At 58.0% G+C, this 21794-nt stretch carries 24 protein-coding genes and 1 other annotated feature; of the genes, 2 read left to right on the top strand and 22 right to left on the bottom strand.

Annotation, left to right across the window (positions count from 1 at the left end):
* Window positions 1-46: 46 nt before the first annotated feature.
* From rplL to ELR57_RS23300, 17 genes are all read right to left on the bottom strand, one after another.
* On the bottom strand, window positions 47-409 hold the full coding sequence (gene rplL, locus ELR57_RS23380; RefSeq protein WP_126961535.1) for a 50S ribosomal protein L7/L12: 363 nt from the start codon (window positions 407-409) through the stop codon (window positions 47-49).
* 78 nt (window positions 410-487) lie between these two features.
* On the bottom strand, window positions 488-991 hold the full coding sequence (gene rplJ / locus ELR57_RS23375) for a 50S ribosomal protein L10 (protein WP_126961533.1): 504 nt from the start codon (window positions 989-991) through the stop codon (window positions 488-490).
* A 54-nt stretch (window positions 992-1045) separates the two neighbouring features.
* Window positions 1046-1200, bottom strand: a sequence feature (ribosomal protein L10 leader region).
* Between the two features lie 53 nt (window positions 1201-1253).
* Window positions 1254-1946 (bottom strand): 50S ribosomal protein L1, encoded by a 693-nt coding sequence (gene rplA, locus ELR57_RS23370; RefSeq protein WP_126961531.1) that lies wholly within the window; start codon window positions 1944-1946, stop codon window positions 1254-1256.
* A 99-nt stretch (window positions 1947-2045) separates the two neighbouring features.
* On the bottom strand, window positions 2046-2471 hold the full coding sequence (gene rplK, locus ELR57_RS23365) for a 50S ribosomal protein L11 (protein ID WP_126961529.1): 426 nt from the start codon (window positions 2469-2471) through the stop codon (window positions 2046-2048).
* A gap of 78 nt (window positions 2472-2549) precedes the next feature.
* Window positions 2550-3083 (bottom strand): transcription termination/antitermination protein NusG, encoded by a 534-nt coding sequence (nusG, locus tag ELR57_RS23360; protein ID WP_126961527.1) that lies wholly within the window; start codon window positions 3081-3083, stop codon window positions 2550-2552.
* A gap of 23 nt (window positions 3084-3106) precedes the next feature.
* Window positions 3107-3316 carry a preprotein translocase subunit SecE gene (secE, locus tag ELR57_RS23355; RefSeq protein WP_126961525.1) on the bottom strand — a complete coding sequence of 70 codons (210 nt, stop codon included), beginning with the start codon at window positions 3314-3316 and terminating at the stop codon, window positions 3107-3109.
* Window positions 3317-3334: 18 nt separating this feature from the next.
* Window positions 3335-3484, bottom strand: coding sequence for a 50S ribosomal protein L33 (gene rpmG / locus ELR57_RS23350; protein ID WP_126961523.1), 150 nt, complete (start codon window positions 3482-3484; stop codon window positions 3335-3337).
* A gap of 355 nt (window positions 3485-3839) precedes the next feature.
* Window positions 3840-4490 carry an RNA polymerase sporulation sigma factor SigH gene (gene sigH, locus ELR57_RS23345; protein ID WP_126961521.1) on the bottom strand — a complete coding sequence of 217 codons (651 nt, stop codon included), beginning with the start codon at window positions 4488-4490 and terminating at the stop codon, window positions 3840-3842.
* A gap of 145 nt (window positions 4491-4635) precedes the next feature.
* Window positions 4636-5187 (bottom strand): NYN domain-containing protein, encoded by a 552-nt coding sequence (locus ELR57_RS23340; RefSeq protein WP_126961519.1) that lies wholly within the window; start codon window positions 5185-5187, stop codon window positions 4636-4638.
* Window positions 5174-6016 (bottom strand): 23S rRNA (guanosine(2251)-2'-O)-methyltransferase RlmB, encoded by an 843-nt coding sequence (gene rlmB / locus ELR57_RS23335; protein ID WP_238162666.1) that lies wholly within the window; start codon window positions 6014-6016, stop codon window positions 5174-5176. The genes ELR57_RS23340 and rlmB overlap by 14 nt, the downstream gene beginning before the upstream one ends.
* A gap of 151 nt (window positions 6017-6167) precedes the next feature.
* On the bottom strand, window positions 6168-6623 hold the full coding sequence (locus tag ELR57_RS23330) for a Mini-ribonuclease 3 (protein WP_370452336.1): 456 nt from the start codon (window positions 6621-6623) through the stop codon (window positions 6168-6170).
* Window positions 6620-8032 carry a cysteine--tRNA ligase gene (gene cysS, locus ELR57_RS23325; RefSeq protein WP_126961517.1) on the bottom strand — a complete coding sequence of 471 codons (1413 nt, stop codon included), beginning with the start codon at window positions 8030-8032 and terminating at the stop codon, window positions 6620-6622. The genes ELR57_RS23330 and cysS overlap by 4 nt, the downstream gene beginning before the upstream one ends.
* A 27-nt stretch (window positions 8033-8059) precedes the next feature.
* Window positions 8060-8764, bottom strand: coding sequence for a serine O-acetyltransferase (gene cysE / locus ELR57_RS23320; RefSeq protein ID WP_126961515.1), 705 nt, complete (start codon window positions 8762-8764; stop codon window positions 8060-8062).
* 459 nt (window positions 8765-9223) lie between these two features.
* On the bottom strand, window positions 9224-10699 hold the full coding sequence (gltX, locus tag ELR57_RS23315; protein ID WP_126961513.1) for a glutamate--tRNA ligase: 1476 nt from the start codon (window positions 10697-10699) through the stop codon (window positions 9224-9226).
* Between the two features lie 78 nt (window positions 10700-10777).
* Window positions 10778-11257: a 2-C-methyl-D-erythritol 2,4-cyclodiphosphate synthase gene (gene ispF, locus ELR57_RS23310; protein WP_126961511.1), complete on the bottom strand. Its 480-nt coding sequence runs from the start codon at window positions 11255-11257 to the stop codon at window positions 10778-10780.
* Window position 11258: 1 nt separating this feature from the next.
* Complete coding sequence (gene ispD, locus ELR57_RS23305; protein WP_126961509.1) at window positions 11259-11954, bottom strand: 2-C-methyl-D-erythritol 4-phosphate cytidylyltransferase; 696 nt, start codon at window positions 11952-11954, stop codon at window positions 11259-11261.
* A gap of 164 nt (window positions 11955-12118) precedes the next feature.
* The gene (locus tag ELR57_RS23300) at window positions 12119-13210 is read right to left on the bottom strand and encodes a PIN/TRAM domain-containing protein (RefSeq protein ID WP_126961652.1); all 1092 of its coding nucleotides are present in this window, start codon (window positions 13208-13210) and stop codon (window positions 12119-12121) included.
* Window positions 13211-13418: 208 nt separating this feature from the next.
* Here ELR57_RS23300 and ELR57_RS23295 point away from each other — a divergent pair, with 208 nt between their 5' ends.
* Window positions 13419-13814 (top strand): nucleoside triphosphate pyrophosphohydrolase family protein, encoded by a 396-nt coding sequence (locus ELR57_RS23295; RefSeq protein WP_126961507.1) that lies wholly within the window; start codon window positions 13419-13421, stop codon window positions 13812-13814.
* Between the two features lie 196 nt (window positions 13815-14010).
* Window positions 14011-15516, top strand: coding sequence for a copper amine oxidase N-terminal domain-containing protein (locus tag ELR57_RS23290; RefSeq protein ID WP_126961505.1), 1506 nt, complete (start codon window positions 14011-14013; stop codon window positions 15514-15516).
* A gap of 52 nt (window positions 15517-15568) precedes the next feature.
* Here the strand turns inward: ELR57_RS23290 and pssA are convergent, their stop codons facing one another.
* The 5 genes from pssA to clpC all read right to left on the bottom strand — a co-directional run bounded on the left by pssA (window position 15569) and on the right by clpC (window position 21788).
* On the bottom strand, window positions 15569-16303 hold the full coding sequence (gene pssA, locus ELR57_RS23285) for a CDP-diacylglycerol--serine O-phosphatidyltransferase (protein ID WP_126961503.1): 735 nt from the start codon (window positions 16301-16303) through the stop codon (window positions 15569-15571).
* Window positions 16304-16424: 121 nt separating this feature from the next.
* Window positions 16425-17513, bottom strand: coding sequence for a DNA integrity scanning diadenylate cyclase DisA (gene disA / locus ELR57_RS23280; RefSeq protein WP_126961501.1), 1089 nt, complete (start codon window positions 17511-17513; stop codon window positions 16425-16427).
* 17 nt (window positions 17514-17530) lie between these two features.
* A complete protein-coding gene (radA, locus tag ELR57_RS23275; protein ID WP_126961499.1) occupies window positions 17531-18898 on the bottom strand; it encodes a DNA repair protein RadA in 1368 nt (455 codons plus the stop codon).
* A 136-nt stretch (window positions 18899-19034) separates the two neighbouring features.
* Window positions 19035-19226 carry a hypothetical protein gene (locus ELR57_RS23270; RefSeq protein ID WP_126961497.1) on the bottom strand — a complete coding sequence of 64 codons (192 nt, stop codon included), beginning with the start codon at window positions 19224-19226 and terminating at the stop codon, window positions 19035-19037.
* Between the two features lie 114 nt (window positions 19227-19340).
* On the bottom strand, window positions 19341-21788 hold the full coding sequence (clpC, locus tag ELR57_RS23265) for an ATP-dependent protease ATP-binding subunit ClpC (protein ID WP_126961495.1): 2448 nt from the start codon (window positions 21786-21788) through the stop codon (window positions 19341-19343).
* Window positions 21789-21794 lie beyond the last annotated feature (6 nt).

The raw sequence follows: 21794 nt of genomic DNA, 5'->3' as shown, positions 1-21794 counted from the left end.
AAGATCGGAATCTTCAAGGGGTTCGTATATTCGAAGAGAAGTTGAATTACTTAACTTCGACCTTAGCGCCAGCTTCTTCAAGCTTAGCCTTAACAGCTTCAGCTTCTTCCTTGGCAACCTTCTCTTTGATAGCCTTAGGAGCGTTGTCAACAACGTCCTTAGCTTCCTTCAGGCCGAGGCCCGTGATTTCGCGAACAACCTTGATTACGTTGATCTTGGATGCGCCAGCATCAACAAGTACTACGTCGAACTCGGATTGTTCTGCAACTTCTGCAGCAGCGCCGCCAGCTACAACTGCAACCGGTGCAGCAGCCGTTACGCCGAATTCTTCTTCGATTGCTTTAACGAGATCGTTCAGTTCCAGAACGCTCATGCCCTTAATGGCTTCCAAGATTTGCTCTTTGCTCATGGAAATAGAACCTCCAATATAATTTGATTTGGGTTTGTTGGTTGTGCCTGTGACGGCGACGGGTATTACGGGCGCAGATTATGCGCTTGCTTCGTTCTTCTCCGCGACAGCCTTGACAGCGAGCGCGAAGTTGCGGATCGGAGCTTGAAGGACGCTGAGCAACATGGACAGCAAGCCTTCGCGGGACGGCAGGTCGGCGAGAGCCTTAACTTGAGCCACGTCGATGAAACGTCCTTCGACAACGCCGCCCTTCAGCTTAAGAGCTTCGTTCTTCTTAGAGAAGTCGTTAAGGATCTTAGCTGCAACGACAGCATCCGTCTTGCTGAATGCGACTGCCGTAGGACCCGACAGAACGGAATCCAGATCGGAAAGCTCAACGCTAGCGGCAGCACGGCTTACCAGGGAGTTCTTGAGAACCTGGAATTCGACGCCAGCTTCGCGAAGCTGCTTGCGCAGTTCGGTCACTTGCGCAACGTTCAGTCCGCGGTAGTCGGCCACAACGGTGCTTGCGCTCTCGCGCAGCTTCGTCGCGATCTCAGCCACTTCCTGTTGCTTCGCTTCGATGATTTTCGCATTTGCCATTTCGTACACCTCCTGGTTCTTTGATTCAACCGTATCGGTATCGCGCAGAATCGGCGGGGCATAAATAATGCCTCCGCAGATTCTACGGAGGCATGACGTGTTCGATCTATCGTTCTGCTTCGAGAAGCAGGCAAGATTCTATACACACACCTCGGTAGGAAATTAAGCCTTGCGGCACCTACGGTCTACGGTATCGATATTCAACTTTGATAGCTTAACACGATCGTACAAAGCCTGTCAATCGGCAGGTTTTGCCTGTCGATTAACGGTAAGAAGCAACGTTCAGGCGAGCGCCAGGTCCCATCGTCGAAGAGATCGAGATGTTCTTCAGGTATACGCCCTTAGCAGCCGCCGGCTTAGCGCGGTTCAATGCGTCGACCAGAGCCTTCAGGTTGTCGTTCAGCTTCTCAGCGTCGAACGATACCTTGCCGATCGGAGCATGGATTTGACCTGCCTTGTCCAGACGGTATTCGATCTTACCGGCCTTGATCTCTTGAACGGCCTTGGCAACGTCAGTCGTTACCGTGCCGGCTTTCGGGTTAGGCATGAGGCCCTTACCGCCGAGAATACGACCGAGCTTACCTACTTCGCTCATCATGTCCGGAGTAGCGACGCAGACGTCGAACTCGAACCATCCTTGTTGGATCTTGTTGATGAGGTCCGTATCGCCGACGTAGTCCGCACCAGCAGCTTCAGCTTCTTTGAGCTTGTCGCCCTTGGCGAATACGAGGACGCGTTGCGTTTTGCCTGTGCCGTGCGGCAGGACAACGACGCCACGAACGTTCTGGTCTTGCTTTCTCGGGTCAACGCCGAGACGTACAGCAACTTCGACGGACTCGTCGAACTTGGCCGTAGCAGCTTTCTTCACAAGCTCGATCGCTTCGAGCGACTCATAGACAGCGTCGCGGTCGATCAGCTTAGCGGCTTCAGCATATTTCTTGCCGTGTTTAGCCATGTTGTTCTCCTCCTTGTGTGGTTTTAACGGAAGTGTCCTCCCACATGTCACGGACGGAAGCCCGAGACACCCGGTTACGGAAAGCTGTCCGCCCCGGAATTAGTCTTCGATGACAACGCCCATGGAACGAGCGGTACCTTCGATCATACGCATTGCAGCTTCAACGGAAGCAGCGTTCAGGTCGACGAGCTTCTGCTCGGCGATCTCGCGTACCTTCGCACGTTTTACCGTAGCGACTTTCTTCTTGTTCGGTTCGCCGGAACCCTTCTGGATACCAGCAGCTACGCGCAGCAATACAGCCGCAGGCGGAGTCTTCGTCTCGAACGTGAAGGAACGATCCTCGAATACCGTGATAACAACCGGAATGATCAGACCGGCTTGATCAGCGGTACGAGCATTGAATTCCTTACAGAAAGCCATGATGTTAACACCCGCTTGACCCAGTGCAGGACCGATAGGCGGCGCTGGATTTGCTTTACCAGCAGGGACTTGCAGCTTCACCAATTTGATGACTTTCTTTGCCATGTTGCACACCTCCTTGCCCCATAATGCGGTTAGACGGAGCCTCTAGCTCCTCCCGCTCTTTCCTAGAAACCGGATAAATTATATCTTCTCCACCTGAGTGTAATCCAACTCGAGCGGGGTTTCCCTGCCAAACATGTTCACGTGCACCTTAAGCTTATTCTTGTCATGCAAGATCTCTTCGACCGAGCCGACAAAATTGGCGAAAGGACCAACCATGACGCGAACATTCTCCTTGACCTCGAAGTCGATAACCGGCTTTGGCTCTTCCATGCCCATATGACGCAGAATTTGTTCCACTTCTTCGGGCAGGAGAGGGGTCGGCTTCGATCCCGAGCCTGTGGAGCCAACGAACCCGGTTACCCCAGGCGTATTGCGAACCACATACCAAGAATCGTCTGTCTGGATCATTTCAACAAGGACATAGCCGGGATACACCTTGCGCATCACCGTCTTCTTCTTGCCATCCTTGTTGACAATCTCCTCTTCCATAGGCACGAGCACGCGGAAAATCTTATCCTGCATGCCCATCGACTCCACGCGTTTCTCCAAGTTGGTCTTTACCTTGTTCTCATAACCGGAGTACGTGTGAACAACATACCATCTTTTCTCCATCGATGTCACCATTGGCTCCTGTGTCAAATGACGAGGTCGACGAGCTGAGAAATGCCGATGTCCAGCGCCCAGAAGTAGAGAGCAATCAGCAATACGGTGACGATAACGACGATCGTATAGCTGATCAATTCCTTGCGCTTAGGCCATTTAACTTTCTTCAACTCACTCCAACTGTCGCCGAAGAACGCAAAAAAGGACCCAAAGCTCTGTTTCATTTTGGCCAGGAAAGTCACGTCCAAACCTCCTACGACTTACCGAGTTTCGCGATGAGGAAGATGCGCATTGCAGAACTTGCAGAACTTCTTCAGCTCAATGCGATCGGAGTGCGTCCGTTTGTTCTTGCTTGTCGTGTAATTCCGTTGCTTGCACTGTGTGCAGGCGAGCGTAATAATAACCCGCATGTGTTCCACCTCCCGGGCTTGCCAACTTCATAAACATATTGAATCCAAGCGTGAACTCCGTTTCGCCGTTGCACGACAACGAAACCTGGCGTTCCGCCCAAGATTCAGGGCCTGTGCATAAAACTCCACCTTAAGGTTACTAAAATAATTTATCACAGGGACTATACGATGTCAACGAAAAGTGAATTGGGAGCTAGAGGAACAAAGGACCTTCATCTGGCAACAGAGCTATTCCCATTCTTTCTAGTTTATTCTCTCTTTAATCGTTCCGCCAGTTATTCCGCTCTTAAGGCATCAAAAAAAGCAGTCCGCTTAGGAAACTGCTTGTCCTTGATAGAAAATAGATTCCCCGGCCTTAGAGACCGATATCGCGGTCTTCCAGGTACTTCTCCAGCTTGCGCTTCACGCGCTGCAGGGCGTTGTCGATGGACTTGACGTGCCGGTCGAGGTCGACCGCGATCTCCTGATAGGAGCGGCCGTCCAGATACAGCATCAGCACGCGGCGTTCCAGATCGCTTAGAATCTCGGACATCTTGTCCTCGAGACCGAAGAACTCTTCCTGGTTGATGATCATCTCTTCGGGGTCGCAAACCCGCGAACCGCAAATGACGTCCAGCAGGGTGCGGTCGGAATCCTCGTCGTAGATAGGCTTGTCCAAGGAAACGTACGAGTTAAGAGGAATGTGCTTCTGGCGGGTAGCGGTCTTGATCGCGGTAATGATCTGGCGGGTCACGCACAGCTCGGCGAACGCCTTGAACGATGCGAGCTTGTCCCCTTTGAAGTCGCGAATAGACTTATAGAGGCCGATCATCCCTTCTTGGACGATATCTTCGCGTTCCGCGCCGATTAGAAAATAAGAGCGGGCTTTGGCCCGGACGAAATTGCGGTACTTATTGATCAAGTATTCGAGGGCGTTGGAATCTCCAAGCCGGACCGCTTCCACGATATCCTCGTCGGTCTTGAAGTCGTATTCGTGTGCTATTAGATCATTCACGTCAACGCTCACGAATCATCCCTCCGACCAGCAAGGCCAAAATTAGGTTTCACTTGGAAACTATCAAACTACTAACAATATACTTGATGATTCCCATAGCGTCAACCGATGCGACCTTATTTGACGCGGATTCCGAGGATTCGACACGGCCGAATCTTCACTCGTCCCCGTCGCCGTCCCCTTGGAGAGGCTGTCCTCTCCTCAAGCGCTCAAGCCGAAGCTGAACGTCCGGCTTCAGGACTCCCCCCAGAGGATTCCGCTTGGGAGGCGGCTCCTTGCGGAGAGCGGACTCGATCTCCCGCTTCCCGTCTTGGACCGCGATCCTCAGTTCGCGGGCGGAGATGCGCAGCGCCCCTCGCCCGAAGGCGACTCTCTGCTCGGTCTGATCCGACGTCGCCACGTAGAGAGTGCGCTTCACGGACATCATCTCGCCGACCAGCCGCTCGATGCATTCGTCCGCCGTTTCCTTCTCCCGGGTATAGACGATATTCAACCGATGCTGCTTGAATTCCGAGCCGAGGCCCGGAACCCGGAAGGCGTCGAACACGACGTAAACGGTCATCCCGGCATAGCTCTGGTAGTTCGCGAGAAGATCGAGCAGACGATCCCTCGCGTCCTCCAGCCTGTCCGCGCGGAGCTTCTCCAGCTCCGGCCAGGCGCCGATCATGTTGTACCCGTCGACGATCAGGACGTCTTCACGGCGAAGCATGTCCGTCTCCCCGAAGAGCCGTCGCAGACGATGGCGCCGCCGCTTTCTCCTGCAGGGCTCGACGCTGGCGCACCGCCTCGTAGAGGATGACGCCGGCCGCGACGGAAGCGTTCAGCGAGTTGACGTGGCCGAACATCGGCAGCGAGACGAGGAAGTCGCACTTCTCGCGAATGAGCCGGGAGATCCCCTTGCCTTCGCTGCCGATCACGATGGCGAGCGGTCCGCTAAGGTTGGCTTTGTATACGTCCTGTTCGGCCGAGGCATCCGTTCCGGCGACCCATACCCCTTCTTCCTTGAGGCGGTCGATCGTCTGGGCGAGATTGGCCACCCGCGCGACGGGAACGTATTCGACCGCGCCCGCGGAAGTCTTGGCGACGACGGCCGTCAAGCTGGCGCTCCGCCGCTTCGGCACGATGACGCCGTGCGCTCCCGTGCAGTCCACGGAGCGAAGGATCGATCCGAGGTTGTGCGGATCCTCCACCTCGTCGAGCAGAATCAGGAACGGAGCCTCGCCGCGCTCCTTCGCCCGGGCGAGCAGGTCGTCCACTTCCGCGTACGAGACGGCGGCGGCTTGCGCCACGACGCCCTGATGCTGCATGTTCGGAACGAGCGAATCGAGCTTCTTCTTGTCCGCGAACTGAACGACGACGCCGCGCGACTTCGCTTCCTCAAGAATCGGCTGGACCAGGTTGCGCTGCGCCTGGTTGGACAACCAAATCTTGTTCAGCGCGCGGCCTGCCTTCAGCGCTTCAAGCACGGGGTGCTTGCCGGCCAGGTAGCTCTCCCCGGCCTGTTCTTCTTCGACTAAGGGGCTGCCATTCTCGAGCAGCTCGGGCTCGCGGGTTCCCGCGAACTGTCCGCGGGGGCCGCCTGTCCGTTCTCCTCGGCCGCGGGGAGCCTGTCCGCCTCCGGCCTGCCTTCTCGGATCGCCTGACGACGGGCGCGGCTTGTTACGATTATTCATCTTCGATCTTCCTCTCTCACGCTTTCGTCCGGTCTTCTTCGAACGCTAGACCGATCAGCTGTTCCAGCCTTGCCCGCTCTCCGCGGTAATACAAATACCCGACCAGGCATTCCAGCCCGGTCGCGTGCCGATACTCGCCCGGATCGGCGTTCTTCGGCGGCTGGCCGGACTTCGAATTCCGGCCGCGCCTCGCGATATCCGCTTCCTCTTCCGTCAGGAGCGGCTGCCACTTCTCGAGCAGCCGCGCCTGCGCGGCGGCCGACACGTGCTTCGAAGCCGCGCGGTGGAGCTGATTCGGCTTGCGGATCGCCGCGTCCAGGATCAGCTTCTGCCGGACGTATACCTCGAAGACGGCATCTCCGATATAGGCGAGCACGATCGGCGGCAGCAGGTTCACCGGAGTGTCGCCCGGAATGATCGGAGCGACGACCGGGTCGAGCATGGCGAATCCCTTCTTGTTCGTCCCCGTCATTTGCGCCGCCAACGAATCCCTTGCGGAGTGTCCTCCAGCAGGATTCCCTTCTCCGCGAGCAGGTCGCGAATCTGGTCCGCGCGGGCGAAATTGCGGGTCTTTCGCGCTTCGGAGCGCTCGGCGATCAGACGATCCACCTCGTCGTCCAGCAGATCCGATCCCCCGTCTTCCGGCAGCAGCAGCCCCAGTACGTCGTCCAGCTCGCCCATCGTCTTCAGCAGCAGGTTCAGGCTGGCCGAGTCCACGATGTCGCGCTGCAGGTAGGCGTTGGTCTCGGACACGAGCTGGAACCATACCGTCACGGCATCCGCCGTGTTGAAGTCGTCGTCCATCTTGGCGCGGAATTCGCTCATCATCGCTTCGATGCGGGCCGCCAGCTCCGCGTCCGGACCCGCCGGCAGCTCCGAGTGGACGCTGCCCAGCCGGTGCTTGACGTTGTCGCGGCTGGTGGACAGCCGGGCGACGCTGTTCTCGGCTTGGCGAATGATCTCCTCGCTGAAGTTCAGCGGGCTGCGGTAATGCGTCGTCAGCATGATGTAGCGGATCGCTTGCGCGCTGGTGCGCTTGAGCAGCTCGCGAGGGTTGACCCCGTTGCCGAGCGACTTGGACATCTTCTCGTTGTTGATGTTGACGAAGCCGTTATGCATCCAGTAGCGCGCCAGCGGCTTGCCGGTCAGCGCTTCGGACTGGGCGATCTCGCACTCGTGGTGCGGGAACTGAAGGTCGTGGCCTCCGCCGTGGATATCGAGCGTATCCCCCGCGTAGGTGCGAGCCATCGCGGAGCACTCGATGTGCCAGCCCGGACGGCCGTCTCCCCAAGGGCTGGGCCAGAAGATCTCGCCCGGCTTCGCTCCCTTCCAGAGAACGAAGTCCTGCGGATTCTCCTTGCGCTCGTCGACTTCGACGCGGATGCCGTATTGCAGCTCGTCGAGGTTCTTGTGCGACAGCTTGCCGTATTCCGGGAACCGGGAGGTCCGGTAGTACACGTCTCCGCCGCTCTCGTACGCATAGCCTTTGTCCACGAGCTCCTCGATAAACGAGACAATCTCCGGAATATTCTCGGTTACCCGCGGGTTGATCGTCGCCGGACGGGCGCCGAGCCCCTCCCGGTCCTCGTTGAAGCCCGCGATGTACTTCTCCGCCAGCTCCGGCACGGTCATGCCGAGCTCGTTCGCGCGGCGGATCATCTTATCGTCCACGTCCGTGAAGTTGACCACGTAGCGAACCTTGTAGCCGGAGAACTCCAGATAGCGGCGCACGACGTCGAAGAAGATAACCGGACGCGCGTTCCCGATATGAATATAGTCGTATACGGTTGGCCCGCACACGTACATGTTGACCTCTCCCGGAGTAAGCGGAACGAACGTCTCCTTCTCCCTGGTGAGACTGTTGTAGATCATCAAGGTCACGATTATGCTCTCCTTTGCGATAACGGTTTACGATTCCTGGGCAGCGGCTCCGACTTTCTCCGGTTCGGCCGCCTCTTGTTCTTTATTCTCCTTGCCCTTCAAACGTTCGACCTCCGCCTTCAATTCGTTGATCTCCTTCTGCATGAAGCGGAAGGTCTCGATCAGCGGATCGGGCAGGTTCGTGTGGTCGAGACGGTCGCCGACGCGCTCGCCGTTGCGCTTCACGACGCGGCCCGGAATGCCGACGACGGTGCTGTCCGCCGGAACCGGCTTCAGCACGACCGAATTCGCTCCGATATTGGAGTTATCTCCAACCGTGAACGAACCTAGTACTTTGGCGCCCGAAGCGATGACCACCCGATTGCCGATCGTCGGATGACGCTTGCCTTTCTCCTTGCCCGTCCCCCCAAGGGTAACCCCCTGATAGATGACGACCTCGTCTCCGATCTCGCAGGTCTCCCCGATCACGACGCCCATGCCGTGGTCGATGAACAGCTTGCGGCCGATCTTGGCTCCGGGGTGAATCTCGATGCCCGTCATGAATCGGCTGATCTGAGAGATCACCCGGGCAACCGTGTACCACCGATGCCGAAAAAAGAAATGAGCGACCCGATGAGCCCAGATAGCGTGCAAGCCGGAATACGTGAAAATGACTTCGAACTTGCTGCGCGCCGCAGGGTCGTTCTCGAAGACCGCCTCGATATCCGAACGGATGTTGCTCCATGCCCCCATATTCTTACCTCCTCGCTGCCTTCGAACGGATTCCGCGGCCGGTAAGGAAGATCAAAAAAAACGCCCCCGCAGCATCTCGCTGCAGAGGCGTCGATCGTTACGCGGTCCCACTCTGCTTGAACAGCTCCGGCTTCCCGGCTTCCCGGCGCAGGCTTCTGTCCAACTCGTTAGGCCCTTAACGGAGGCCAACCGGCATCGCCTACCCGCTGTGCGTAAGCACTCGCTCGGCGATGCGGCTCCCAGGCGCACTTCGGCTCCCGCGGAAGGGATTGCTCGCAGCTTGCGCAATCCTCTCTGTGCTTCCGGCTCTGGAACTTACTCTACCTGTTCGACGCGGATCTCATTATGAAGCTCGTTAACGCCAGTATAATCCGAACCCTATGAAGTGACAAGGGTCACCATTTCCCATCCGAATAATCGGATAAGTCCTGCCTAACCAAGCGATTCGCTCGCCGAGACCTACGCCAGCTTGCCCGCCGCCGCCGATTCCAGACGCTTCAGCACCTTCCCGTAGCCGAGAAGCCAGATGCTTCCATTGAGGTCGGGACCGTGGGTTTGGCCGGTCAGGGCGACGCGGATCGGCATGAACAGCCCCTTGCCCTTCGCGCCGGTTTCTTTCTGGACCGCCTTGACCGATGCTTTGATCGTTTCCTCGGTGAAGGCCGCTTCTCCTGCCGACTCCAATTGGCGGGCGAAGGCGGCGAGCACGGCCGGAACGCTCTCTTCGGCAAGGATCTCGCGCCCTTCGTCTTCCAGAACGACTTCGTCGCGGAAGAACAGCTCCGACAGCGTCACGATCTCCGCGCCGTAGCGCAGGTGATCGCGGTACAGCGTCACGAGAGCCGTCGCCCATTCCAGTTCCTTCTCGTTCGGCTCAGCAGGGAGAAGCCCCGCTTCCTTCAGATGAGGGATGCAGAGATCGACGAGCGCTTCCGCCGGAAGAGCCTTCAGATAATGCTGGTTGATCCAGTTCAGCTTGACGGTGTCGAACACCGCCGGGCTCTTGGACAGGCGGTTAGCGTCGAAGATCTCGATCAAGCGCTCGCGCGTGAAGATCTCTTCCTCGCCTTCCGGCGACCAGCCGAGCAAGGTGATGAAGTTGAAGAGCGCTTCGGACGAGAAGCCCAGCTTGTCGTACTGCTCGATGAACTGAATGATCGATTCGTCGCGCTTCGACAGCTTCTTGCGGTTCTCGTTGACGATCAGCGTCATATGGCCGAAGATCGGCGGTTCCCAGCCGTGCGCTTCGTAAACCATCAATTGGCGAGGCGTATTCGTGATGTGGTCTTCTCCGCGAAGCACGTGGCTGATCTCCATCAGGTGATCGTCCAACGCCACCGCGTAGTTATAGGTCGGAATCCCGTCCTTCTTCACGATGACGAAATCCCCGAACTCCTCGGACTTGAAGGAGATCTCGCCTTTGACCATATCGTCGAACGTATAAGTCTTGCCCTCCGGAACGAGGAAACGGACGCTGGCCGCTCGGCCTTCCGCTTCGAGGCGCGCGCGGTCGGCATCGCTCAGGTGGCGGCACTTGCCGGAATAGCGGGGAGTCTCGCCGCGGGCGGACTGTTCCTCCCGCTCCTTCTCCAGCTCTTCTTCGGTGCAATAGCAGCGGTAGGCTCGTCCGGCGTCGATCAGCTCCTGCCAATAACGATTGTAGATATCGAGCCGTTCGGTCTGGCGATAGGGGCCGTACTTGCCGACCTTGTCGACGCTTTCGTCCCAGTCGACGCCGAGCCACTTGAGGTACTTAAGCTGGCTTTCTTCGCCGCCGGCGACATTGCGCTTCACGTCGGTGTCTTCGATGCGTATGATGAATTCTCCGCCGTGATGGCGGGCGAACAAGTAATTGAAAATAGCGGTTCGCGCATTGCCGATATGCAGGTGGCCGGTCGGGCTCGGGGCATACCTTACGCGTACTTTGTCAGACATGGCGAAACTTCCTCCTCGTTGTGCCGCTTGCCAATCCCGATAGCCTAGCATCGGTACAGCAGCTATGCCGAAATCATATCACACATCGCGGACAAGGCAAACAACCGCCTGAGCCGCGATCCCTTCCCCGCGGCCGGTGAAGCCGAGCCGCTCGGAGGTCGTCGCCTTCACGTTGACCTGGGATGCTTCGGCGCCCAGCGAACGGGCGATCACGTCGACCATCGCCGGGATATGCGGCGCCATCTTCGGCGCTTGGGCGATAATCGTCGCGTCCGCGTTGCCGAGCTTGTAGCCTCTGTCCGTCGCCAGCTTCCATACGTGCTCGAGCAGCTTCACGCTGTCCGCGTCCTTGAACTCGGGATCCGTGTCGGGGAAGTGCTTCCCGATGTCGCCCAGGGCGAGGGCTCCAAGCACCGCGTCGCTGATCGCGTGCAGCAGCACGTCCGCGTCCGAGTGGCCGAGAAGCCCTTTCTCGTAAGGGATCTTTACGCCCCCGATAATGCAATCTCTGCCTTCCGTCAATTGATGAACGTCAAACCCTTGTCCGATTCTGATCATCCTAGATCGACTCCTCCCGATGACGCCTGGCCAAGAACAGCTCCGCAACGGGAAGATCCTCGGGCGTCGTGATTTTAAGATTGCGATAATCTCCTTGAACGATGGCGACCTTGCGTCCTAGCAGCTCCAGCAGCATCGTATCGTCGGTGGCGAACGCTCCTGCTTCCTTGGCGAGCCGATGCGCGCGCATCAATTCCTCGCGAACGAACGCCTGCGGGGTCTGCACCGACCACAGGGTGCTGCGGTCCGGCGTCTCCGTCATGAAGCCCTTCTCGCCTTCTATCTTGATCGTGTCCTTGACCGGCACGGCAAGCGCCGCGGATCCATGGCGTTCCGCCTCGCGGCAGCAAGCTTCGATCTGCGCCGGCGTGATCAGCGGCCGGGCCGCGTCGTGCACGAGCACGCCTTCGGTTCCCAGCGCCTCGAGTCCCGCGTACACGCTGTCCTGGCGCTCGGCTCCGCCCGGCACGATCGCGCTCACCTTCAGCGCGCTCGCTTCGAACGCGACGGCTCTCGCCCGCGCCTCCTCGCCCGGCGCCGTGACCAGCACGATGCTGCTGACGGCAGAACAGCGCTCGAACGCTTCCAGCGTATGCGCCAGAACCGGCCTGCCGTCAAGCGGCAGATAGGGCTTGTTGTCCGCGGCCGCCATCCGGGTTCCCCTTCCGGCCGCGACGATGACCGCTCCCCATTCCATGCGGATTCCCCTCTCCCTGCCTTCGCATCATTCCCTGGAACATAAGAAAAAACGGGACACCCAAGAGCGCGTCCCGCCCGTTTTCCCTCTATCATACTCGTTCGAAGCGCTTTTTCCAATAGCTTAAGGCTTCGCGAAAGTCGTTTGGCCCGCGGCATACTCGTTCAGAGCGCTTTTTCCAATAGCTTCGGCTTCGCGAAGATCATTCGTCCGGCGGAAGTCTGTAGCACGCTGGTCACCAGAACCTCCATCGTGGTCCCGATGAAGTCCCTTCCTCCCTCGACGACGATCATCGTTCCGTCATCCAGATAGGCGACGCCTTGTCCGTGCTCCTTGCCGTCCTTGATGACCTGGACGACGATCTCCTCGCCGGGAAGCACGACCGGCTTGACCGCGTTCGCCAGATCGTTGATGTTCAGAACGGATACGCCTTGAAGCTCGCACACCTTGTTCAGGTTGAAGTCGTTGGTGACCACCTTGCCGTGCATCGCTTTGGCCAGCTTGACCAGCTTGCTGTCCACTTCGCCGGGCTCGTCGTTCATCTCCTCGTAAATAAGGACCCGAACGTCCAGCTCCTTCTGAATCTTGTTCAGGATGTCCAGTCCCCTCCGGCCGCGATTGCGCTTGAGCAGATCGGACGAATCCGCGATATGCTGAAGCTCCTCCAGGACGAATTCGGGAATGACGAGCGTTCCTTCGATAAATCCGGTCTTGCAGATATCGGCGATTCGGCCATCGATAATGACGCTGGTATCCAGAATTTTATGTTCCTCGCGGCGAGGCTCCTCTTCTTCTTGCACGGCCGGTTTCTGGCGGCTCTGCAGGAGGGCGGTCAAGTCGTCTTTCTTGTTCGTTCCGATGCGAACGCCCGCATAGCACAAAGTCAATGCCGCAAGAGCGGCCGCGATTCCTCCCACCCGGGGAAGCTCTCCCAAATACGGATATAATAGAGCCGCGAGCACAAGCCCCGTTCCCGCTCCGAACAAGCCCGACAGCAGCGTCGCCGGGGGCAGGCCGGACATTCGTTCGATCGCTCCGTTCAATGCCTTGGCCAGCGGCCCGGCCAACGCCGAAGCGGCGAACAAGCCGATCACGGCGCCTACGGCGGCGCCCAAGTATCCTCCGTTCGATGCCGACGAGGCTCCCGTCAGCGGATTCATCCACTCCGAGCCGCCCGTGAGGCGCGCGGCGAATAGGCTTTGTCCCATCATCGCTCCAAGCAGCACGCCGACCGCCTGGATGATGCGCTTCATCATCATGATTATCACTCCCTAGAATTTTCGATAACTCTCCTATGCTTGTCCAATACCTACGCAAAAACTCCATCGTGCTTGTTTACTAGTATGTTCCAATTTCTTCGTCGCTAATCTCTCCTCCCGAGCATTTATCTCCTTTTGAAATGCCGGGCGCCTTGCTCTATAATAGGGCTTGAAGAGTAAAATCACGGTAACCGAGGTGGAACGGATGAGCGCACATACGCTGCAAGAGTTTCAGCAGCAGGTCTCGGAACTCTTGCTTCGTCACCGCAGTCTGCTGGATGTCGTCACCAAGTTCAGCCAGTCCAACGCTTCAGTCAACAGGGCCGTATCCAAGGCTATAACGGAGTGCGGCTGCATCGAGCTCAACGCCAAGCATCAAGGCTTCTCCGAGGAGATGCCGCTCGACATCGCGATGCGGCAGTCCAAGTCCCATATGGACGGAGAATTGTGCGAGAATTGCAAGGACGCCGTCCGCTCGGAACTCGGCAAGAACCTGTTCTACATGTCGGCGCTGGGCAACGCCCTCGGCATCAACCTGGAGGATGCGGTAGCCAAGGAATCCGACAAGTGCTCCACCCTCGGTTTGTTCAACATGACCTGATCCCCGGCGCCGTCTTCCGGCCAGGCCGGCCATGATGGAAGAAGACCGTCCACTGTCCCTTGCCGGGCATGGACGGTCTTTTTATTAGCGCCTTGCGGCTTCCACCTGATATTGATCTTGGCATTTAACCTGGTTAACCGTTATAGTAATTAGTAAAAATAGCCTGCAATCGACCTGACCAGAGAGGGGCGTCTCCGTGCAAACGCAAGCACCTATCCCCGCCGCTTCACCCGTTGCCTCTCCCCGTCCCCGGACCAAGAGAAGCTCCAAAGCGGTCTACCGTTCCTGGGTTCGCAGTTTCGCGATAACTGCCGTCGCCTTAGCCGTCTCGATTTGCTTGATTACGGTCTCATTGGATCCTCTTCAGTTCTATCGCAAGGCTTCCGTCATTCCGATGGTCTTCTCTACCGAAGAACGCTACCAGAACCCCGGCCTCGCCCGAAACTTCGACTACGACACGATTATCGTCGGGACCTCGATGACCGAGAACTTCCTGCCTTCCGTCGTGGGACAAGCCCTTCACGGCAAGGCGATGAAGCTCTCGATGCGCGGCTCGATGGCGGACGAGCAATACAAGATCGCCAAGCTGGCGCTGGACACGGGGAAGGTCAAGCAGGTGCTCTGGGGACTCGACTACTTCGCCCTCAAGGAGCAGGATCCGGAGCTGGCGGCCGATTTTCCCGACTACCTCTACGATTCCGATTGGAAGAACGACTACAAGTATTGGTTCAACCTGTCGGTTTACTCCATGCTGTTCAAGAGCATTCTCCACGCGAGCACGACGGGGAACAACCGCAGCCTGGAGTACCTGGACAACTGGAGCGTGACCGGGGGCTTCTCGGCGGCCAAGGTCATGCGCGATTACCAGCTGGCCCAAGTGAACGAGCAGTATTTCGGATTGAACGAGGAACCGATCGAAGTCGTGAAGGAGAATTTTACGACGAATATCCTTTCTCTGGTTAAGCTTCACCCGGAGACGCAATTCATCTTCTTCTATCCGCCGTACAGCATATTAAGACACGAGGTTTGGAAAAAAACGAACGAGGTGCGCTACGGCAATCAGCTGGAGATGAGCGTGTGGATGTTCGAGCAGCTGAACAGGCTGCCCAACGCGAAGGTGTACAACTTCCAGACGGAAGCCGATTGGACCTTCGATCTGGACCTGTACAAGGATTTGTCCCATTACAGCCAGGACATCAACACTTGGATCGCGGAAAGAATCGGCAGCGACGACGAGCGGTACCGCGTCACCGAGGACAACGTCCGATCGTTCCCGGATACGTTGGAATCGCAGTTGGCCTCCCTGCTCATCACGCCGGACAATCGCGTGCTGAACGCGGAATTCCTCCTGAGGAAAGGGGATACCGAACAGAAGCCAAGCTTCACCGCGGTCGCGGCAGCCGGCGAGAAGGACCTGCTCGTGCCCGCCAAGGAAGCGGCTATCGCGCTGGGAGCAAGCCTGCAGTGGGATCACGAGACGAAGAGCCTGTATTTGGGACGAGAGCATCGGAAATATTCGCTGAAGCTGGGAGAGAAGACCGCCGAGGCCGATGGACGGTCCTTCGAGCTGGACGCCCCGCCGAAGCTCGTCGGTAACGTTCTGATGGTTCCTCTTCGTTCATTGGCCGAGCTGCTCGGCTACGAATCGGAAACCGAACGCCCGAACGACCATTCCATTCGAATCGTCGTCAAGCTTCTCTAATACGCGACGAAGGGCTGTCTCCAAAGAGACAGCCCTTCGTGTTGCTGCGTTGCTACGCGCTATGCTTGGAACGCGGGTTCTCTTCCCGCGACCGCTTCTTGCGGCGAATGACGACCAGACGGTCAACGTTTTTTTTTAGCCCCCACAGCGCATAGAGGAGCAGAAGCCCAAGAATGAACTTCGGAATGGCCCTCGGGAACATGAACGCCAGGATAACGGCCGCCGCCACCACGAGAGGCACCGCCCAGATCGCCGCGCGAGGCAAGCCCAGCTTCTTGAAGTTCGGGTACTTGATATTGCTGACCATCAGATACGACAGCGACAGCGTGGCAAGGAGCAGAAGGTAAACGTTCACGTCCTTGTCGAAGAGCGCAAGCGTGGCGAGCACGCCGCCGGCGGCCGGAATCGGCAGGCCGATGAAGTATCCGGGTATTCCCTCGATGACGTTGAATCTGGCAAGCCGCAGAGCGCCGCAGATCGGGAAGATCGCCGTTATGATCCAGGCGAGCGGTTCGCTGACGTCCGTCGAGAACGCAGCTTGATACATGATGAATGCGGGAGCGACGCCGAACGAGATGACGTCCGACAACGAATCCAGTTCCTTGCCGAATTCGCTCTGTACGTTCAAAGCGCGCGCGACTCGGCCGTCCAGGCCGTCCAGGAGCATGGCGATGATCACCAGCAGCGCAGCGCCATCCGCCCGGTCGTTAAACGCCAAAATGATGGAGAGAACGCCGAGAAACAGGTTGCCCACCGTAAATAAGTTCGGTATGGATTTTGTGATCATAGATCCACCTCGACTTTACTATGCCCATCCGAAGCAAAATAAAAAAAAGAATTTCAATGCGTATTCGTCTTATGCTCACGAAGTCCTAGGCGCAAAATGTCATTCATTCATTCTAGACCCGTTAAATCTGTCTGTCAATAAACACCTGATCTTGGATTCTTTTGAGCCCTTCCTTGATCGACCGCGCCCGTACTTCCCCGATTCCGTCCACTTCGTCCAGCTCTTCGATGGAAGCCATCATCATGTGAGGGAAAGAACCGAAGCGCTCCACAAGGTTGTGGATGATGACGCTCGGCAATCTCGGGATCTTGCTCAGCAGCCGATAACCGCGCGGATGGAAGCCGTCTTCCGCGAGCGAGCTGATCGAGGTATAGCCCAGCAGGCGGATGAGGTAATTCGTGTCCAGCAGTTCCTCCGACGTCAGCTTCCGCAGCGTCGCTTGGATCTCTTTGATCTTGTCGTCGCTTGGATCCCTCGCGTAATCCTTCAGCATGAGCCGCGCTTCTTCTTCCGCCGATCCGACCAATTCGACCATCTGCATGTTGATGAGGCGTCCTTCGTTGCCCAGCTCCAGCACGTAGCGATTGATTTCCATCTTGAAGCGGAGCACCATCTCCGAACGCTGGATCACGTAAGCGACCTCATGCATCGTGACGAGCTCCTCGAACTCGAGGGCCGCCAGGTTCGTAAGAGCTTGATTATAGACAGCGCGATATCGCTCCAGAGTCTGGATCGCCTGATTGGCCTTCGTCAGGATGGCGCCGGTCTCCTTGAGCGAGTAACGCAGATTGCCTTGATACAAGGTAATGATATTGCGCCGCTGCGAGATGGAGACGACGAGCTTGCCCGTCTGCTTCGCCACCCGCTCCGCCGTGCGGTGCCGGATCCCGGTCTCGATCGAGGAGATCGAAGAATCCGGAATCAGCTGGGTATTGGCGTAGAGAATGCGTTTCGCATCCTCGCTGAGAATGATGGCTCCGTCCATCTTGGCCAATTCGTAAAGATAGTTCGGGCTGAAGTCGCAGTTGATGCCGAAGCCTCCGTCTACGACCTCCATGATCTCCGGAGTGCATCCGACTACGATCAATGCGCCCGTCTTGGCGCGCAGAACGTTCTCCAATCCGTCTCGAAACGGCGTGCCAGGCGCAACCATCTGCAACAATTGGTTCATGGTTTGAGCTTGTTGCTCTTTGTCTTTGTTCTCTTTCATCTCTCTGCTGCACCCCCTCATTCCAACGCTGCCTTCAGCGCTTCCGCCACGCTCTTCACCGGAATCAATTCGATCCCGGCCGGCGGCTGCCAGCCCTTGATGCTCTGCTCCGGCAGGATGACCCTCTTGAAGCCAAGCTTCAGCGCTTCCTTCACCCGCGTCTCCGCGCGCGATACCGCGCGTACTTCCCCGGTCAAGCCGACCTCTCCGAAGATAACGTCGTACGGCTTCGTCGGCAGATCGCGGAAGCTTGACGCGATGCTGACCGCGGCCGCGAGATCGGCCGCCGGCTCATCCAGCCGGACGCCGCCGGCCACGTTCACATAGGCATCCTGATTGGACAGGAACATGCCCATCCGTTTCTCCAATACCGCGATCACCAGCGAGATCCGCTGATGGTCAAGCCCCGAGCTCATCCGCCGCGGCGACGGGAAGCTGGTCGGCGCGACCAGAGCCTGCATCTCGACAAGCACCGGACGGGTTCCCTCGATGCTGGCGACGACGCAGGACCCCGACACGCCAAGAGGGCGCTCGGACAGGAACAGCTCGGAAGGGTTCGTTACCTCCCGAAGGCCGTCCTCGGTCATGTCGAAGATTCCGATCTCGTTCGTCGATCCGAAACGGTTCTTAACGGCCCTAAGCAATCGATAAGTATGATGCCGTTCTCCTTCGAAATACAGCACGCAGTCGACCATATGCTCGAGCATGCGCGGTCCCGCGATGGCGCCCTCCTTGGTTACATGGCCGACGAGCACGGTAGCCACGCCGTTGATCTTGGAGATGCGCATGAATTGCGTCGTGCATTCCCTTACTTGGGCGACGCTGCCCGGGGCCGAGGGAACGTCCGGGCGATAAACCGTCTGGATGGAATCGATGACCAGGAAGTCCGGATCCACGGAGGTGATCGCCTCCTCGATGAAGTCCAGGTTCGTCTCGCACAGCACGAACAGCTTATCGCTTAGAGTGCCCAATCGGTCGGCCCGAAGCTTCGTCTGGCGAACCGATTCTTCCCCGGATACGTACAGAACCTTCAGTCCTTGCCGCGCGAGGGAATTCGAGGTCTGCAGCAGCAGGGTCGACTTCCCGATTCCCGGATCCCCTCCGACGAGCATGAGCGAGCCGGGAACGAGCCCGCCTCCGAGCACCCGGTTCAATTCGTCAAGACCGGTAGAAATCCGCGGTTCGCGCGCGCTATCAATATCTATGATCGATGCGGGCTTTTCTTTCGTGCGAAGCATCTCGCTTCGTCCCACGGGAGCTTTGGTGACGGTCTCCGTCTCCTCCGTCATGGTGTTCCAGGCTCCGCAGCCCGGACACTTGCCCATCCACTTGGGAGATTCGGTTCCGCAATCGTTGCATACGAATTTAATCTTGATTTTGGCCATATCGGTCCCCTCGAGAATTCATTACTAAAAGTGTACCATGTTCGGCTAACAGGGTAAAATGCTCCGATGGGAGGATTGTCGATTGGCTCAAAAAAACGGGGATCGCCTCTTAATGAGACAATCCCCGTGGCGGAAGCTATCGATACCACAGCCACCATCTCCACAGAAACCATAGGATGATGGCAATGAGCAGGACGCCTCCGAACAAGTAGAACAGCACGAACAGGATTTTGCTCAGGATGAGCAGCAAGAGAACGAATCCGATCCCGCTTATCAGAAGCAAGAAGGGCTGTCTCCAGGGAATGTACTTGCGGCGCCTACCGTACATCGGACTTCCCCTCTCAGCCATCGGATTTGCTATAGGGTATGGCCCGCCCTCCCGTTTGGTGAACATGCGAAGGGATGGCGCGAATGCTCGCGCCACCCCTTCGGTTAACTCTTATCAAGCTGTGGTCGTGCCGACTTCGTCCTTCATCTTGACGACGAGGGCGCCGTCCTGCTCGTCGATCACCAGCTTGTGGCCCTTCTGGATCTTGCCCAGCAGCAGCTCCTCGGACAGGCGATCCTCGATGTGCTTCTGGATGGCGCGGCGCAGCGGACGCGCTCCGTACTGAGGATCGAAGCCTTCCTTCGCGAGGAACGCTTTCGCCGAATCGGTGAGCTCGAACTCGACTTCGTGTTCGGCGAGTCTCTTGCGCAGCTCGTCGGCCATCAGCGTGACGATCCGGGCAATGTGCTCTTGCTCGAGCGGATGGAAGACGATCATCTCGTCGATCCGGTTCAGGAACTCCGGACGGAACGACTTCTTCAGTTCCGCCAGCACCTTCTCCTTCATGACGGCGTAATCGCGTCCCGCATCCTGTGCGGCCGTGAAGCCCAGCGTCGAATTGCGCTTGATTTGATCCGCGCCGACGTTCGACGTCATGATGATCAGCGTGTTCCGGAAGTCGACGGTGCGGCCCTTCGAATCGGTCAGGCGGCCGTCTTCGAGCACCTGCAGCAGAACGTTGAACACTTCCGGATGCGCCTTCTCGATCTCATCCAGCAGAACGACCGAGTACGGCTTGCGGCGAACCTTCTCCGTCAACTGGCCGCCTTCGTCGTAGCCGACGTATCCCGGAGGCGCTCCGACGAGGCGGGAGGTGGAATGCTTCTCCATGTATTCCGACATGTCGATGCGGATCACCGCGTTCTCGTCTCCGAACATCGCTTCCGCCAGGGCGCGGGCCAGCTCCGTCTTGCCGACGCCGGTCGGGCCGAGGAAGATGAACGAGCCGATCGGACGCTTCGGATCCTTCAGTCCGGCGCGGGAGCGGCGGACTGCGCGGGCAACGGCCTTGACGGCTTCTTCTTGCCCGATGACGCGGTCGTGCAGGATTTCTTCCATCTTCAGCAGGCGTTCGGTTTCTTCCTCCGCCAGCTTGCTGACCGGAATTCCCGTCCAGCTTGCGACGACTTGGGCGATATCCTCCGGCGTGACTTCCGAATCGGTGCGGCCTTGCTTTTCCTTCCACTGGTTCTTCGTCGCATCGAGCTCTTCGCGGATCTTCTGCTCCGTATCGCGCAGCGCCGCGGCCTTCTCGAACTCTTGGCTCTGAACCGAAGCATCCTTCTCCTTGCGGATATCCTCGAGGCGTTGCTCCAGCTGCTTCAGGTTCGGCGGAATCGTGTAGGAGCGCAAGCGCACCTTCGAGCTTGCCTCGTCGATCAGGTCGATCGCCTTATCCGGAAGGAAGCGGTCGGTAATGTAGCGATCGGACAGCTTGACGGCCGCTTCGATCGATTCGTCCGTGATTTTCACGCGATGGTGAGCCTCATAGCGGTCGCGAAGCCCGTGAAGGATCTGAACCGCTTCTTCGGGGGACGGCTGATCGACCGTAATCGGCTGGAAGCGGCGCTCGAGCGCGGCGTCCTTCTCGATGTACTTACGGTATTCGTCCAGCGTCGTCGCGCCGATGCACTGCAGCTCGCCGCGGGCAAGCGCCGGCTTCAAGATGTTCGAAGCGTCGATTGCGCCTTCGGCGCCGCCCGCTCCGATGAGCGTATGCAGCTCGTCGATGAACAGGATGACGTTGCCCGCTTGGCGGATCTCATCCATGATCTTCTTCAGGCGGTCTTCGAATTCGCCGCGGTACTTCGTGCCGGCGACGACGGAGCCCATATCGAGCGTCATGACGCGCTTGTCGCGAAGCGTCTCCGGAATCTCGTTGTTGACGATCTTCTGCGCCAGGCCTTCGGCGATAGCCGTCTTGCCGACGCCCGGTTCCCCGATCAGCACCGGGTTGTTCTTCGTCCGGCGAGACAGAACCTGAATGACGCGCTCGATCTCCTTCTGACGGCCGATAACCGGATCGATATGGTTGTCTCTGGCGCTCGCGGTCAGGTCGCGCGCCAGGCCGTCCAGCGTCGGCGTGCTGACGTTGGCGGAAGGACCGTGGTTCGGCGACACGCTCTCGCTGCTCCCCAGCAATTGAAGCACTTGCTGGCGCGCTTTATTCAGGCTGATGCCCAGGTTATTCAGAACGCGGGCGGCGACGCCCTCTCCTTCGCGGATCAGGCCGAGAAGGATGTGTTCGGTACCGACATAAGTGTGTCCAAGCTTGCGCGCTTCGTCCATCGACAGTTCGATGACCTTCTTGGCGCGAGGGGTATAAGCAATATTGGTCGGCTGCTCTTGACCGCGGCCGATCAACGATTCCACCTCGTCTTGAATCTTCTCAAGCCCAAGGCCCAAAGCGATAAGAGCCTTGGCGGCGATGCTCTCGCCTTCTCGAATTAATCCGAGCAGAATGTGCTCCGTGCCGATATTATTGTGTCCCAGTCTCACTGCTTCTTCTTGAGCCAAAGCAAGCACTTTCTGTGCCCGTTCGGTGAATCTTCCGAACATCATGAGACA

The organism is Cohnella sp. AR92, from assembly GCF_003990975.1.
GTDB lineage: Bacteria > Bacillota > Bacilli > Paenibacillales > Paenibacillaceae > Cohnella.
The sequence above is the reverse complement of the archived record's forward strand: the minus strand, read 5'-3'. Positions and strand labels throughout refer to the sequence as shown.